The organism is Mycobacterium sp., from assembly GCF_046330795.1.
Lineage (GTDB): Bacteria > Actinomycetota > Actinomycetes > Mycobacteriales > Mycobacteriaceae > Mycobacterium.
Genome location: NZ_JAXLSA010000003.1, coordinates 91526 through 107249, shown reverse-complemented (window position 1 = coordinate 107249; position 15724 = coordinate 91526). Strand labels below are relative to the sequence as shown.

At 69.3% G+C, this 15724-nt stretch carries 11 protein-coding genes; 7 read left to right on the top strand and 4 right to left on the bottom strand.

The features are described from left to right. The first annotated feature begins 56 nt into the window (after positions 1-56). Genes glnX through U0R18_RS11835 form a run of 3 tightly spaced genes read left to right on the top strand, consistent with a single transcriptional unit; the run spans position 57 to position 4614 of the window. Positions 57-1376 (top strand): protein kinase G-activating protein GlnX, encoded by a 1320-nt coding sequence (gene glnX / locus U0R18_RS11845; RefSeq protein ID WP_526368491.1) that lies wholly within the window; start codon positions 57-59, stop codon positions 1374-1376. Further along, positions 1373-2359, top strand: coding sequence for a glutamate ABC transporter substrate-binding protein (locus tag U0R18_RS11840; RefSeq protein WP_526368489.1), 987 nt, complete (start codon positions 1373-1375; stop codon positions 2357-2359). Before glnX ends, U0R18_RS11840 begins: the two co-directional genes overlap by 4 nt. Then, positions 2356-4614, top strand: coding sequence for a serine/threonine-protein kinase (locus tag U0R18_RS11835; protein ID WP_526368487.1), 2259 nt, complete (start codon positions 2356-2358; stop codon positions 4612-4614). Before U0R18_RS11840 ends, U0R18_RS11835 begins: the two co-directional genes overlap by 4 nt. 95 nt (positions 4615-4709) lie before the next feature. Here the strand turns inward: U0R18_RS11835 and U0R18_RS11830 are convergent, their stop codons facing one another. Both U0R18_RS11830 and pta read right to left on the bottom strand, forming a co-directional pair. Beyond that, positions 4710-5900 (bottom strand): acetate/propionate family kinase, encoded by a 1191-nt coding sequence (locus U0R18_RS11830; protein ID WP_526368485.1) that lies wholly within the window; start codon positions 5898-5900, stop codon positions 4710-4712. Between the two features lie 3 nt (positions 5901-5903). Next, positions 5904-7985 (bottom strand): phosphate acetyltransferase, encoded by a 2082-nt coding sequence (gene pta / locus U0R18_RS11825; RefSeq protein WP_526368483.1) that lies wholly within the window; start codon positions 7983-7985, stop codon positions 5904-5906. Between the two features lie 150 nt (positions 7986-8135). Here pta and U0R18_RS11820 point away from each other — a divergent pair, with 150 nt between their 5' ends. Together U0R18_RS11820 and U0R18_RS11815 are read left to right on the top strand one after the other, a co-directional pair. Continuing rightward, a complete protein-coding gene (locus tag U0R18_RS11820) occupies positions 8136-9044 on the top strand; it encodes a metal-dependent hydrolase (protein ID WP_526368481.1) in 909 nt (302 codons plus the stop codon). Continuing rightward, the gene (locus U0R18_RS11815; RefSeq protein WP_526368479.1) at positions 9037-10170 is read left to right on the top strand and encodes a PDR/VanB family oxidoreductase; all 1134 of its coding nucleotides are present in this window, start codon (positions 9037-9039) and stop codon (positions 10168-10170) included. The genes U0R18_RS11820 and U0R18_RS11815 overlap by 8 nt, the downstream gene beginning before the upstream one ends. Positions 10171-10177: 7 nt before the next feature. Here U0R18_RS11815 and fgd read toward each other — a convergent pair whose 3' ends face one another. Continuing rightward, positions 10178-11179 carry a glucose-6-phosphate dehydrogenase (coenzyme-F420) gene (fgd, locus tag U0R18_RS11810; RefSeq protein WP_526369481.1) on the bottom strand — a complete coding sequence of 334 codons (1002 nt, stop codon included), beginning with the start codon at positions 11177-11179 and terminating at the stop codon, positions 10178-10180. Between the two features lie 57 nt (positions 11180-11236). On the opposite strand from fgd, the gene U0R18_RS11805 reads away from it, so the two are divergent. Beyond that, positions 11237-11989: an MBL fold metallo-hydrolase gene (locus U0R18_RS11805; RefSeq protein ID WP_526368477.1), complete on the top strand. Its 753-nt coding sequence runs from the start codon at positions 11237-11239 to the stop codon at positions 11987-11989. 25 nt (positions 11990-12014) lie between these two features. After that, positions 12015-12866 (top strand): SDR family NAD(P)-dependent oxidoreductase, encoded by an 852-nt coding sequence (locus U0R18_RS11800; protein WP_526368475.1) that lies wholly within the window; start codon positions 12015-12017, stop codon positions 12864-12866. A 114-nt stretch (positions 12867-12980) separates the two neighbouring features. On the opposite strand, the gene U0R18_RS11795 is transcribed toward U0R18_RS11800, so the two are convergent. Beyond that, complete coding sequence (locus tag U0R18_RS11795; RefSeq protein WP_526368473.1) at positions 12981-15635, bottom strand: LuxR C-terminal-related transcriptional regulator; 2655 nt, start codon at positions 15633-15635, stop codon at positions 12981-12983. Positions 15636-15724: the final 89 nt, after the last annotated feature.

Sequence of the window (15724 nt, the reverse complement as noted above, 5' to 3'; positions counted from 1 at the left end):
GACTTCACTTATCAATTGATCTCGAAGCCCATTTCCGATGAAGGCGGTCCGCAGAGGTGACGGTTGAGCTGACGCACCCGTCGACCGAGCCGCTGGCGTCCCGGTCACCGGCCGGTGTCACGCAGCCCCGGTGGGCTTTCCTGTGGACCACCCCGGGCCGCATCCTCACCATCGGGGTCATCCTGGCCGCACTCGGCGTGATCAGTGCCGTGGCCACCTCGACGACCGTCAACGAACGCCAGCAGGCCCTGACCACTGTGCTCGACCACACCGAGCCGCTGTCGTTCGCGGCCGGGCAGCTGTACACCAAGTTGTCGGTCGCCGACGCGGCCGCGGCCACCGCCTTCATCGCCGGCGCCGAACCCCGCCCGGTCCGCCAGCGCTACGAACAGTCGATCACCGACGCCGCACTGGCCCTCACCCGCGCCTCCGGCGGGCTGACCGACCAGCCGATGCAGGAGCTGCTCGGCCGGATCAACGCCAACCTGGCGGTCTACACCGGACTGATCGAGACCGCCCGGACGAACAACCGCGCGGGCAACCCGGTGGGTTCGTCGTACCTGGCCGAAGCGTCGGCGCTGATGCAGGAGACCATCCTGCCCGACGCGCAGCTGCTCTATCAGCAGACCTCTGCGCGCGTCGAGTCGGAAACCACGGCGTCGACCAGGATGCCGGCGCCGGTCATCCTGGTACTGGCCAGCACCGTCGTGTTCGGGTTGTTCGCACACCGCTGGCTGGCCCGCCGGACCCGGCGGCGCGTGAACGTCGGGCTGGTGGCCGGCGGCCTGGCGATCATGGTGATGGTGGTCTGGGTGGGCACGGTGCTGGCGGTGTCCACCGGAACCAGCCGCAAGGCGCAGGACACCTCCGCGGACTCGCTCAAGACCATCACCAACCTGGCGATCACCGCCCAGCAGGCCCGGGCCGACGAGACACTGTCACTGATCCGTCGGGGCGACGAGACCGTTCGCAAGCAGTCCTACTACCAGCGCATCGACACCATGCAGCAACAACTTTCATCGTTCCTGGACAGCAACCGATCCGCCGAGCGTGCCGCGCTGGGCGACGCCGAGACCTTGCTGTCGAAGTGGCGCGCGGCCGATGAACGGATCAACGCCTACATCTCCGTGGGTAACTACCAAGCGGCCACCCAGGTGGCGCTGGGGACGGGCGAGGACGACTCCACCCCCGCGTTCGACAAACTCGAGCAGGCACTGAACGAGGGCATCCGGGTCAGCCGCGAGCAACTGCGCTCCGACATCGTCAACGCCCGCCGGGTGTTGTCGGGCGCCACCGTGGGTGGCGTGGTGCTCTCCCTGAGCGCCGCGCTGGCCGTCGCGCTGGGCCTGTGGCCGCGGATGAGCGAGTACCGATGAGGCACAGCATTTTTCATGCGTCGCGACTCTGCGGCGCGCTGGCTGCGGTCGCGGTGTTGCTGGCCGGCTGCGGGCAGACCGCGCCGCCGTCGACGCCACCCGGACTGACGCTGCCGCCGCCCACCCCGGCGGGGATGACAGAGGTGCAGCCCCAGCGGACGTCCCAGCAGGACCCCGACGACGACTGCGACCGCACCGCCAGCCTGCGCCCGTTCCCCGACCCCGCGCAGGCCACCAAGGCGGTGGAGAACATCCGCAACCGCGGACGGCTCATCGTCGGTCTGGACATCGGCAGCAACCTGTTCTCGTTCCGGGATCCGATCACCGGCCAGATCGCCGGGTTCGACGTCGACATCGCCGGCGAGGTCGCCCGCGACATCTTCGGCAACCCCACCCAGGTGGAGTACCGCATCCTGTCCTCCGCCGACCGCATCAGTGCCCTGCAGAACAACCAGGTGGACATCGTCGCGAAGACCATGACCATCACCTGCGAACGGCGCGAGCTGGTCAATTTCTCGACGGTGTATCTGACTGCCTACCAACGTATTCTGGCGCCCCGGGATTCGCCGATCACCTCCGCATCGGACCTGTCCGGGCGGCGGGTCTGCGTGGTACCGGGCACTACCTCGCTCGATCGGGTGCTGCGGATCAACCCGGCCCCGATCATCATCTCGGTGGTCACCTGGGCCGACTGCCTGGTCGCGATCCAGCAGCGTCAGGTCGACGCGGTTTCCACCGATGACACGATCCTGGCCGGGCTGGTGTCCCAGGATCCGTACCTGCACATCGTGGGTCCGACCATGAGCCAGGAGCCGTACGGGATCGGCGTCAACCTCACCAACACCGGCCTGGTCCGGTTCGTCAACGGCACGCTGGCCCGCATCCGCGCCGACGGAACCTGGGCGGGGTTGTACCGCAAGTGGTTATCCGTCCTGGGGCCGGTGCCGGCGCCCCCGATCGCACGGTATTCGGACCGGCTATGACCGAACCCACGCGACCAGAGCACCCCGTCGAGGACGGCGATCCCGGCACCCAGCCCGCCGAGGTCGAGTTCGACACGGCGTCCACGATGCGGCCGATGGCCACCCAGGCGGTGTACCGGCCGTCGTTCGACGATGACGACGGGATTTCACTGCCCAGCCTGGGCACCGAGCCGGAGGACCGCGCCACCGCGGTCACCCGGGCCGTCTCGCCGGCCCGACGGCTCGGCGGCGGACTGGTCGAGATCCCCCGGGTGCCCGAGATCGACCCGCTCGCCGCCCTGATGACCAATCCCGTTGTGGCCGAATCGAAGAGGTTCTGCTGGAACTGCGGGAAGCCCGTGGGCCGCTCGAGCACCGACGGCGGCGCGCTGTCGGAAGGCTGGTGCCCCTACTGCGGCAGCGCCTACTCGTTCCTGCCGCAGCTGGGCCCCGGTGACATGGTGGCCGACCAGTACGAGATCAAGGGCTGCATCGCGCACGGCGGCCTGGGCTGGATCTACCTGGCGGTCGACCACAACGTCAACGAGCGGCCGGTGGTGCTCAAGGGTCTGGTGCATTCCGGCGACGCCGAGGCGCAGGCCATCGCGATGGCAGAGCGTCAGTTCCTCGCCGAGGTCGCCCACCCGTCGATCGTCAAGATCTTCAACTTCGTCGAGCACCCGGACTCCCACGGCGAGCCGGTCGGCTACATCGTGATGGAGTACGTCGGTGGTACATCGCTCAAACAGGCCGGCAATCAACGTCTTCCGGTGGCGCAGGCGATCGCCTACATGCTCGAGATCCTGCCGGCGCTGGGCTACCTGCATTCCATCGGCCTGTGCTACAACGACCTCAAACCCGACAACATCATGCTCACCGAGGAGCAGCTCAAGCTCATCGACCTCGGTGCGGTGTCCCGGATCAACTCGTTCGGATATCTCTACGGCACACCGGGTTACCAGGCGCCGGAGATCGTCCGCACCGGCCCCACCGTGGCCACCGACATCTATACGGTCGGTCGCACGCTCGCCGCGCTGACCCTGAAACTGCGCACCCACAAGGGGCGCTACGTCGACGGCCTGCCCGACGACGATCCGGTGCTGCGCCAGTACGACAGTTTCGGGCGGCTGGTGCGGCGCGCGATCGACCCCGATCCGCGCCGGCGGTTCCGCACGGCCGATGAGATGTCGGGTCAGTTGCTCGGTGTGCTCCGCGAGGTGGTGTCGCAGGACACCGACACCCCGCGGCCGGGCCTGTCCACCGTGTTCAGCAGGTCGCGTTCGATATTCGGCGTCGATCTGCTGGTCGCGCACACCGACGTCTACCTCGACGGCCGGCCGCACTCGGAGAAGCTGACCGCGGCCGAGATCGTCAGCGCGCTCCCGGTGCCGCTGGTCGACCCCAACGACGTGGGCGCGAACGTGTTGAGCGCCACCGTACTGTCCCAGCCGATCCAGACGCTGGACTCGTTGCGCGCCGCCCGGCACGGGACCCTGGACTCCGAGGGCGAGGATCTCAGCGAGTCGGTCGAGCTGCCGCTGATGGAGGTCCGCGCGCTGCTGGACCTCGGCGACGTCGCCAAGGCGACTCGTAAGCTCGACGACCTGGCCGAACGGGTCGGCTGGCGTTGGCGGCTGATCTGGTTCCGTGCGGTCTCCGACCTACTGACCGCCGATTTCGACTCGGCCACAAAGCATTTCACCGAGGTACTCGACCATCTGCCCGGCGAGCTGGCGCCCAAGCTGGCTCTGGCGGCCACCGCCGAACTGGCCAGCAGCACCGCCGAGGAGCCGTTCTACCGCACGGTGTGGCACACCGACAACGGTGTCGTCTCGGCCGCGTTCGGGTTGGCGCGCGCGCAGTCCGCGCTCGGCGAGCGGGAGGATGCGGTGCGCACCCTGGACGAAGTGCCGGCGTCCTCACGGCATTTCACCACCGCCCGGCTGACCAGCGCGGTGACCCTGCTGTCCGGCCGGTCGATCAGCGAGGTGACCGAGCAGCAATTACGCGAGGCGGCTCGCCGGGTGGAGGCACTGCCCAGCAACGAGCCGCGGGTACTGCAGCTGCGCGCCCTGGTGCTGGGCACCGCGCTGGACTGGATCGCCGATCACGAGGCGTCGGGCAACCACATCCTGGGATTCCCGTTCACCCAGCACGGATTACAACTCGGGGTCGAGGCGTCACTGCGGGCCCTCGCCCGGGTCGCACCCACGCAGGCGCACCGGTACGCGTTGGTCGACATGGCCAACACGGTCCGCCCGATGAGCACCTTCTGACCGCCCCCTTTCCCGCGAGCGCCCGTGTTGGTACGCAACACGCCGCGGGGAAATGTACAAATGTGGACGCTCGCGGGGGCAGGGCGACCGCACACTCAGGCGAGCACGTCCACGCACGCCCGGGCGATCGCCAGCTCCTCGTTCGTCGGCATCACCAGCACGGTGATCGGCGAATTCTCCGCGGAGATCACCCGCGGCCCCTTGCCGGGGCTCTCGTTGAGGTGCTCGTCGAGCTCGATCCCCAGCGGTGCCAGTCCCGTGAGCGCATCCCGGCGCACCGTCGCGTCGTTCTCGCCCACCCCGGCGGTGAACGAGATGACATCGGTATTGCCCAGTACCGCCAGGTACGCGCCGATGTACTTGCGTAGCCGGTGGATGTACACGTCATAGGCCAATCGGGCTGCCGCGTCACCGCTCTCGATGAGCTTGTGCAACTCGCGGAAGTCGTTGTGGCCGGCCAGGCCGTACACTCCGGAGCGCCGGTTCAGCATGTTCTCGATGTCCTCGGTGGCCATTGCGGCCGTGCGCGCCAGGTAGAAGATGATGCCGGGGTCGACGTCCCCGCTGCGCGTCCCCATCACCAGCCCCTCCATCGGCGTCATGCCCATGGAGGTGTCGACAGGACGCCCGCCGACGATGGCCGATGCCGATGCGCCGTTGCCCAGGTGCAGCACGATCTGGCTGATGCCGGCGGGATCGGCGCCCAGGAATTCGGCGGCCCGCTCGCTGACGTACTGATGTGACGTGCCGTGGAAGCCGTACCGGCGCACGCCCCACGCTTCGGCGGTTTCGCGGTCGATCGCATAGGTGGCCGCCGCTGCCGGCAGATCATGGAAGAACGCCGTGTCGAACACCGCGATGTGCGGCAGATCCGGCAGGATTCGGCGGGCCACCTCGATCCCGAGTACACCGGGCGGATTATGCAGGGGCGCAAGGGGAGCCAGTTCATTCAGCCGCGCGATCAGGGCATCATCGATGACCGTCGGACGGTAGAACTCACGGCCGCCGTGCACCACGCGGTGCCCGACCGCCACCAGCCCCAGCGTCTCGAGGTGGCCGCCCGCCTCGGCGAACATCTCGAAGGTCAGTCGCAGCGCATCGTCGTGGTCGGCGATCCGCCGCTCCCGGCCGATCTTCAGCCCGCCGAACTCCAGCGTTGCCAGCGCATGATCGCTGCCGATCTTCTCGACGATCCCATGCGCCACCGAGATCCCCGGATCCGGTTGCACCATACTGTATTTCAGTGACGACGAACCCGAGTTGAGCACCAGGACGGTACGTTGCACTGCTCAGTCCTCCTGGGCCTGGATCGCCGTGATGGCCACCGTATTGACGATATCGGCCACCAGCGCTCCCCGGGACAGGTCGTTCACCGGTTTGTTCAGGCCCTGGAGCACCGGACCGATCGCGACCGCCCCGGCGCTGCGCTGCACCGCCTTGTAGGTGTTGTTGCCGGTGTTGAGGTCGGGGAAGATCAGCACGGTGGCACGGCCGGCCACCGGCGAGTCGGGCATCTTGGTGATCGCGACGGACGGCTCGACCGCGGCGTCGTACTGGATCGGGCCCTCCACCAACAGCTCGGGGGCCCGCTGGCGGACCAGATCGGTTGCGGCACGGACCTTGTCGACGTCGGCGCCGGTACCCGAACTGCCCGTCGAATAAGACAGCATCGCCACCCGCGGTTCGATGCCGAACTGCGCGGCCGTACGTGCCGAACTGATCGCGATGTCGGCCAACTGCTCGGAGGTGGGATCCGGGACGATCGCGCAGTCGCCGTAGGCCAGTACGCGATCGGCCAGGCACATCAGGAAGATGCTGGACACCGTCGACACGTCGGGCCGGGTGCGAATGATCTCGAACGCCGGGCGCACCGTGTGCGCGGTGGTGTGCGCCGCACCCGACACCATGCCGTCGACGATGTCGTTGTGCACCAGCATCGTGCCGAAATACGAGACGTCATGGATGATCTCGCGGGCCTGCTCGTGAGTGACGCCCTTCTTCTTGCGCATCTCGGCGTACTGCTCGGCGAACCGGTCGCACAGATCGGAGGTGCGCGGGTTGAGCACGGTGGCCGCGGCCAGGTCGACGCCCAGTTCGGCGGCACGGGCCCGGATGGCGGCCTCGTCGCCCAGGATGGTCAGGTCCGCCACCTCGCGGCGCAGGAGCCGCCCGGCCGCCTCGAGAATGCGGTCGTCGTCTCCCTCGGGCAACACGATCCGTTTGCGGTCGGCCCGGGCCCGCTCCAACAGCTGGAACTCGAACATCTGCGGGGTGGTGACGGTCGGGATCGGAATGGCAAGCTGGGCAAGGAGATCCGCAGTGTCGACGTGCCGGTCCATCAGCGCCAGCGCGGTGTCGATCTTGCGCCGGGAAGTCACGGTCACCCGCCCGCGGGCGGTGGCCGCCGCACTGGCCGTGTCGAAGGTCCCCAGGTCGGTGGCGATGATCGGCAGCCGCAGACCCAGGCCGTCGACCAGGGCCGCGATGGACGGATGCAGCGGCAGCCCACCGTTGAGGATCACCGTGGACAACGACGGGAAGTTCTCCGCCGCATGGGCGCTCATCACAGCGAGCACCACATCGGAACGGTCGCCCGGGGTGATCACCGCCATGCCCTCCCGCAGCCGCTCGAGCACGTGCTCGGCCGTCATCCCGGCGACCAGCACACCGATCGCTTCGCGGCCGAGCAGCGCTTCGTCACCCTTGATCAGCGTTCCCGCGACGGCCCGCTGCAGATCACCGACCGACGGCGCGACGAGGAACGGTTCTTCGGGCAGCACATAGGATTTCGGGGTCAGCCGGGACAGCTCGGCGGCCACCGCCGACATCTGCTCCGGGGCGCAGCGGTTGGCGACGATCGCGGCGGTGTAGGCATGCTGGGCGCTGATCTCGGCCAGGCACAGCTCGGCCACCTGGGCTACCTCCGCGTGCGTGCGGCCGCCGGCCCGCACCGCCAGCACGACGGGTGCCCCGAGGTTGGCGGCGATGCGGGCATTGACCGACAGCTCGCTGGGGGTGGCGACGTCGGTGTAGTCGCTGCCGACGACGAGCACCGCATCGCATTGCGCAGCCATCCGGTGGAACCGCGCGACGATATCGGCGATGGCCCCGTCGGGGTCCTCGTGCAGCCGCTGGTAGTCGACGCCCACGCACTCCTCGTAGGCCAACCCGGCGGTCGAATGCGCCAGCAACAGCTCGAGAATGTAGTCGCGGCGTTCGCCGAGCCGGGTGATCGGCCGGAACACCCCGACGCGAGCCACCATGGCGGTGAGCCGGTGCAGGATGCCGAGGGCGATGGTCGATTTCCCGGTGTCTCCCTCGGGGGAGGCGATGTAGATGGTCGTGGCGAGATGTCCGTCGTCGTCCGGCACCGCTACAGCTTATGGCGGCGGGAGCCGATCCGGGCCCGTGCTGAGCGACCGAACCGGTGGCACCGCCAACTCGTACCGACAAGAGGCGTTGCACGCCGCCCAGAACGGGTACAGGTATGCGACACTCCAGGAACGAGATCGAGCGTGGTGATGGAACAAACTCCGGCCGACATCGGCAAAGACAACTGGTTCGCCCCCGACGAACTGGCATTGCATCCGCGCAATGTGCAGTTCGATCTGGACGGTGCGCCCCTGCACTGGATCCCCGGCGACCCGTACGGATCGCATGCGGTGACCGCGTTGAACCTGTTCCTGCCGGCCGCCGAGCGGTGGTTCAGCAAGCTGCTGTCCGACGCGCTGGAATACGTGCGCGACGACCACCTCCGCGAGGAGATGATCGGATTCATCGGCCAGGAATCCGTGCACGCCCGGACCCACGACCGGGTCCTGGTGGATTACCTGCGCCAGCACGGGATCGACTCGGAGCCGTTCCAGCGGCAGCTCGACTGGGTCGCCGGTCAGTACGACCAGCGGATCGCGAAGGTCGAGCCGCGCAACCGGCGCAAGGCGCTGGCCTCGGGCACCCATGCGCTGTGCGCCGCGGAGCATTTCACGGGTGTGCTCGGAAACTGGGTGCTCAACAATTCCTGGGACGAGATGTCCGTGGATCCCACGCTGGCCGATCTCTACCGCTGGCACGGGGCCGAGGAGGTGGAGCACCGCCACGTCTCGTACAACGTCGCCAAGTACTTCGACATGGACTACCTGGCGCAGGTCTTCGCGACCGTCGCGGTGAGCGTCGCGCTGGTGGGCATCGTGCTGCGCGGGACGAAGTTCCTGGTCAACGCGGACCCGACGCTGCCGAAGACGGGGTACCTCCGGCTGCTGTGGAAGCTGCACACCTCGGGCGAGCGCGGGTCCATCCCGACCGGCGGCATGATCCTGCGCGCCGCGGCGCGCATGTTCCGGCGCGATTACAACCCGGCCACCGAGGGAGACACCGCGCAGGCGGTGGCATACCTGGCCACCTCGCCCGCGGCGCGCGCGGCCCATGCCTGACCCGCGACGCCGCGCACGGGAGTTACTCAGGCCCTACACCGGTGAACCGCCCCCCGGGCTGTACCGGTCCGGCCGGCCCGACCTGTTGATCCGGCTCGCCGGAACGGCGGTGTCGCACTTCGTCTCGGTGGTGACCCGGCTGGGCGGCGACGCCGAGCCGCCCGCCCGCCCGCACATCGCCAACCGCACGGCGGTGACCGTCACGCAGCGACGGTTGGTGGCGGTCGACAACGACGTCGTTGCGCTCACGCTCGCCGCGGCCGACGGTGCGCCGCTGCCCCGGTGGCATCCGGGCGCGCACATCGACGTCGAGCTCCGATCCGGACGAACCCGGCAGTACTCGCTGTGCGGGGACCCGCGAGGCGACCGGGAGTACCGGATCGCGGTCCGGTTGATCCCGGGCGACGGGGCGTCGGCCGAGGTACATGAGCTGGCCGCGGGCGACCAGATCCTGATCAGCGCCCCGCGTAACGGCTTCATGATGCCGGTGCCCGGATCCGGGTCGAGGGCACGGGCAGTGCACTTCGTCGCGGGCGGCATCGGTATCACCGCGATCCTGCCGATGGTTCACCTCGCCGACCGGCTGGGTGTCCCGTGGTCGCTGTGCTACACCGGCCGGCACCGGCAGAGCCTGCCGTTCGTGGACGAGTTGCTCGAACTCGGCGACCGGGTGACCGTACGCACCGACGACGAGCACGGCCTACCGTCGGGACCCGACCTGCTGCGCGGCGTCGACGAGCACACCGCGGTATACGTGTGCGGCCCACCACCCATGATCGAGACCATCCGCCGGCATGTCGGCCCAGCAACCGAGTTCCATGCCGAACGGTTCTCGCCGCCCCCGGTCGCAGGCGGACTGCCGTTCGAGCTGGAACTGGCCAGCACCGCAACGGTCGTGCCCGTCGCCGCCGATCAGAGTGCGCTCGCCGCCCTGCGCGCCGTCCGGCCCGACGTGGGCTATTCCTGCCAGCAGGGCTTCTGCGGCACGTGCGTGCAGCAGGTGATCGACGGCGACGTGGAGCACCGCGACCACACCCTGACCGAGGACCAACGCGCGCTCGGCCAGATGCTGGTGTGCGTCTCCCGGGCCAGATCCGTGGGCGGCAGGCTGGTGCTGGACCTCTGAGTCGGGCTCAGCCCAACTTCCGCAACCGCGGCTCCAGATCCCGCTGGAAGAGCTCCAGGAACCGGCGCTGGTCGTGGCCGGGAGCGTGGAACACCAAGTGGTTCAAGCCATATCCGACGTATTCGCCGACCTTCTCGACGGCCTCGTCGGGGTCCGAGGCCACGATCCAGCGTTTGGCCACCTGCTCGATGGGCAGCGCGTCGGCGGCCTTCTCCATCTCGATCGGGTCGTCGATGGAATGCTTCTGCTCGGCGGTCAGCGACAGCGGCGCCCAGAACCGCGTATTCTCCAGTGCCCGTTCGGGATCGGTGTCATAGGAGATCTTGATCTCGATCATCTTGTCGATGTCGTCGACACTGCGCTCGGCGGCCGCGGCGCCCTCGCGAACGGCCGGCATGAGCTTGTCCTTGTACAGCTCCTCACCCTTGCCCGAGGTGCAGATGAACCCGTCGCCGGCCCGGCCGGCGTACTTGGCCACCGCCGGACCGCCGGCGGCGATGTAGATCGGCACCCCGCCCTCGGGGACGTCGTAGATCGAGGCACCCTTCAGCCGGTAGTAGTCGCCGTCGAAGTCGACCCGATCGCCGCGCCACAGTTCCCGCATCAGCCGCACCGACTCCCGCAGTCGCGCGAAGCGCTCCTTGAACTCCGGCCATTCGCCGGTGTAGCCCGTGGCGATCTCGTTGAGGGCCTCGCCGGTGCCCACACCGAGGAACACCCGGTCGGGATACAGGCAGGCCATGGTCGCGAACGCCTGCGCCACCACCGCGGGGTTGTACCGGAAGGTCGGGGTCAGCACCGAGGTGCCCAGGATCAGGCGCTCGGTGCGTTCGCCGACCGCGGTCATCCACGCCAGCGAGAACGGCGCATGCCCGCCCTCGTGCCGCCACGGCTGGAAGTGGTCGCTGACGGTCGCACTGTCCATGCCGTGCGCCTCGGCCGCGACAGCCAGTTCGACCAGTTCCCGCGGGGCGAACTGCTCCGCCGACGCCTTGTATCCCAGTTTCAGTCCAGGTTTGAGTTCAGCCACGCTTCCTTTTGTACTCTCCCGACCTAGACTCACGGGATGGCGGCTGCCGGGGGTGAGCTGGTCCAGGTCACCGACGTGGTGCACATCGCCAGGACCGACCTGGTGAACTGGACCGTGGTGATCGACGGGGACGGGGTCCTGTTGATCGACGCCGGCTTTCCCGGCCAGCGCGCCGAGGTGCTGGCCACGCTCGCGCAACTCGGTGTCGGGGCCGGCGACGTGCACTCAATTCTGTTGACGCACGCCCACATCGACCATTTCGGCGCCGCCATCTGGTTCGCCGCCGAACACCACACGCCGGTGTACTGCCACGCCGATGAGGTCGGACATGCCCAACGCACCTATCTCGAACAGGCCTCCCCACTGGCCGTGGCCGCACACGCCTGGCAGCCACGCTGGGTGCGGTGGTCGGCCGAGATAGCGCGCAAGGGTGCCTTCGTGAAGGCCGGCATTCCCACCGCGCAGCCGCTGACCGCCGACGTCGCCGCGACGCTGCCGGGCAACCCGATCGCCATCCCCACTCCCGGGCACACCGGCGGGCACTGCTCATATCTCGTGGACGGCGTGCTGATCAGCGGCGACGCCCTGGTCACCGGCCATCCCACGTCGCCGCGGCGCGGACCGCAGCTGTTGCACCGGGTGTTCAACCACGACGAGGAGCGTTGCGTGCGCAGCCTGGGCGCGCTGGCGATGCTCGAGACGACGGTCCTGGTGCCCGGTCACGGCGACGTGTGGCGAGGTCCGATCCGCGAGCTGACCGATCAGGCGATCGCCGCGCACGCACGCTGATTTGACAGGTGTAAAGTCCGCCGGCATGGACAGGATCACGGGCAAGGTCGTCGTCATCACCGGGGCGGCCCGCGGAATCGGCCGGGCCACCGCCGAAGCACTGCTGGCCCGCGGCGCGCGGGTGGTCATCGGCGACCGTGACGTCCATGCACTCGACGCCTGCGTCACCGAACTGAACCGGGCCGGCCAGATCAGCGGCTACCCGCTGGACGTGACCGATGCCGAATCGTTCGCGGTGTTCCTCGACAATGCCCGCGGCGACGGGGGTGGCCGCATCGACGTCCTGATCAACAACGCCGGGGTGATGCCGGTCGGGCCGTTCCTGGACCACTCCGAGCAGGCCATCCGCTCCGCGATCGAGGTCAACTTCTACGGTGTGCTCAACGGCTGTCGACTGATACTGCCGGAGATGACGAAACGACGCTCGGGCCACATCGTGAACATCGCATCGGTGGCCGGGGTGCTGGCGGTCCCGGGCCAAGCCCTCTATGCGGGAACGAAATTCGCCGTCGTCGGCCTCTCCACCGCACTGTCGGACGAATTCGCACCACACGGCGTCGACGTCAGCGTGGTGATGCCGACGTTCACCAACACCGAGCTGATCTCCGGAACCGACGCCACCGGAGCGCGAAAGCCTCTGCAGCCCAACGAGATCGCCGCGGCCGTCGTCAAGATGCTGGACAAGCCAACCACTGCGGTGTCGGTGCCGGGCCCGCTGCGCCCCATCAGCATCCTCTCGCAGTTGCTACCCCCGCGCGGCCGCCGCTGGCTCTCGCACAAACTGGGCAACGACACCGTGTTCCTCAGCGTCGACACCTCGGCGCGGGCGGCCTACGAGAAGCGCGCCCAGTCCTCCACCGGCGTCCAGGACGATTAGCCCGCTGTGTCCGGCACCCCCTCTGGATCTGTTTGGCAAACCCTGCGAGAAAGTGCGAGTGAAACTCGCAGCCGCCGCTGAGCAGAACGAGGGTTGGCTCCGGATCCTGCCCGGTCAGCCGGCCCCGGCGGCGCCGGCCCGCATGATCGCCGCCAGGTCCTCCCGCGACGACGCGCCCACCCGCTGACAGGCCCGGTACAGGTGGCCCTCGACGGTGCGCACCGAGGTGACCAGCCGGTCCGCGATCTGCTTGTTGGACAGCCCGGCGGCCACCAGCTCGGCCACCTCCCGCTGCCGCCCGGTCAGCGGCGTCGGCGACACCGGACTGCGGGTGGCCGGTGTGCACAGCCCACCGCACTCGGCGGCCAACTGCGCCGCGATCGACGCGGCGTACAGACCGCGGCTGCGCGACTGCGCGGCGGTCAGCGCCACCGCCGCCTGCGCCGCGGCGTCGGCCGCCGTGCAGCGGTCACCACTGTGTCGATAGGCCTCGACGACCTCGAGGAGCGCTTCGCCGTCGCCGCGACTCAGCGCATCCGCATACGCGGCAACCGTTGCGGCCAGCGGGATGTCGACCTCCCCGGCGAGCTCGCGGGCCCGCGTGGCCACCTCGGCGATCCGTTCACCGCAGTCCCACTGCGTGGCGGCCTGCAGGCACGCCAGCTCATGGGTGGGCTGGCCGCGCTCACGGGCCACCGCCGCTTCGGCCAGCACCGTGTCCACGGCATCGGTCAGCTGTCCCGCGGCGGCCTGCGCCCAACCGGTGGCCAGCGCGAAGGCCGTCTGCATGAACAGGTACTCGGCCGGCACCACGGCGCGCGCGTTCGCCAGCATCTCGGCCGCGGCATCGGCCTCGCCGAGTTTGGCGTGCACCTCCGTCAGGGCGAAGTAACAGGCCGGTCGCAGGGTCGCGGCGCCGTGCCGTTCGGCCGCGGCCAGTGCCTCGCGCAGCAGTCGCGCGGCCTGCCGCAGCTCACCGCGCAGCAGCGCGGCATGCCCCCGCAGGAAGATCAGGTTCGCGTACGGACGGCCGGGCGCGTCCCGGGCCAACTCCGAGAGCACCTCGGTGGCCCGCTGACACTCGTCGAGCAGGCCGTTGAGCCGGCACGCCCGCAGATAGACCCCGCCGAACCAGAACCGCATCGGGGCGGTCTCATAGGACCCGGCGGCCCGCTCGATCGCCTCGTAGGCCACCGGAACCACGTCGGCGGCATGCCCGAGCGCGCCCGCGGACATCACCAGCGCCAACGCCGCCATGAACGCGTTGAGATCCGAGAGTTCACCGGAATCTATTGCCGCCCTTGACTTTTCCTCCGCAATGGCGCAGCGCGCGTTGACGGCGTCCACACATGCCTCGACGGCCAGCCGAGCCGCGCGCTCGGCGTCGGTCTCGTCGTCCGCCCCGCCCTGATCGGCCAGCTGCGCGAGGATCGCCGCCGCCTCGGCCGGGCGGGCGAGCACCCAGATCATGTTGACCGCCCGCATCAGCGCCCAGACCCGGCGCTCGGCGTCGTCGGCGGGCCGCAGGTTGGCCAGGAACTGGTCGGCCTCCTCGCCACCGCGCGTGGCCAGGATGCAGTGCGCCTGCAGCTGGGCGGCCGCGGCCGGGTCGGCAGAGGCGGCGGCCTCGGCGAAGCGTTCGGCCAGATCCACGTCGAGCATCCGCATCGCGTGCTCACCGGCGTCGAGGAACAGCTGGGGGTCCGGCGGCAGGTCCGAATCGAGCGCCAACTGCGCCCGCACCACGGTCCGCTGGGGGTCGGCGTCACCGGGCGGGGCGTGCTTGGCCAGCAGCCCGGACAACTGCCCGCGCAGCTTCGAGCGGTACATCTCCCCGGCCGCCGAGCGGCGCAGTTCACCGAAGAGCGGGTGGGCGAACCGCGCCAGCAGCCGGCGCCCGGTGCGCTCGACGCGCACCAGGTTCAACCGCTCGGCGGCCTCGAGGTCCTCGCGCGACACGAGTTCGAGCAGCACGTCGAGGTCCAGCGGCTCGCACAGGGTCAGGGCGTCCAGCATCAACGCCTGTTCGGGCGGCAGCTGGTCGAGCCGGTTGCCCACCAGGTCGCTCATGCTCTGCGACACCGCGACGTCACCGTCCCACAGCCACACCCCGGCGACGCGGCGGATCCGGCCGGCGGCCACCTGATCCTTGACGAGCTGCTGGATGAACAGAGCGTTGCCGCGGGTCAACCGCCAGAACCGCTGGGCGCTCTGGGCATCGACCGGGCCCTCCAGGATCTGCTCGACAACCTCGCGGGTGGCCGCCGCCGACAACGGCTCGAGGTCCAGCCGATAGAGCAGCTTGTCCTTCCACAACGCGGTGACGGCGTCGGGTTCGCCGGCTCCGGTGCGAACCGTCACCACCAGTCGGGCCTCCCGGGTCTGGGCCAGTTGGTGCACGACGTGCGCCGAGAAGCCGTCGAGCAGATGCGCGTCGTCCACGCCGATCACGATCCGGCCCTGACGTTGTTGCGCCACAAGCACATTGATGACGCGCCGGACACTGGGGGCTGGCTCGGCGGCGGCATCGCCGAGGGTTATCGAGAACGCGCCCAACGGAATTGGCCGCGCCGATGCGGTCCCACTGATCCAGTTGGTACGCGTACCGTTGCCCGCGGCCGTGCCCACCAGCTCCCGCGCGAGGCGCGTCTTGCCCACGCCCGCCGGGCCCGCGATCACCACCCCGGCATAGTTGCCCGCACCACCCAGCGCACGCCGCAGCGCAGCCAGTTCGTCGTCCCGCCCCCTCAGCGCGTCACCGCTGGTCACGCCGCGACTATAACGCGAAGACCCGTCGATCCAACGGTTAATCCGTCGCCGGGTCTCTTGCTCGCGGTACTACACCGCTCGCCGAACCC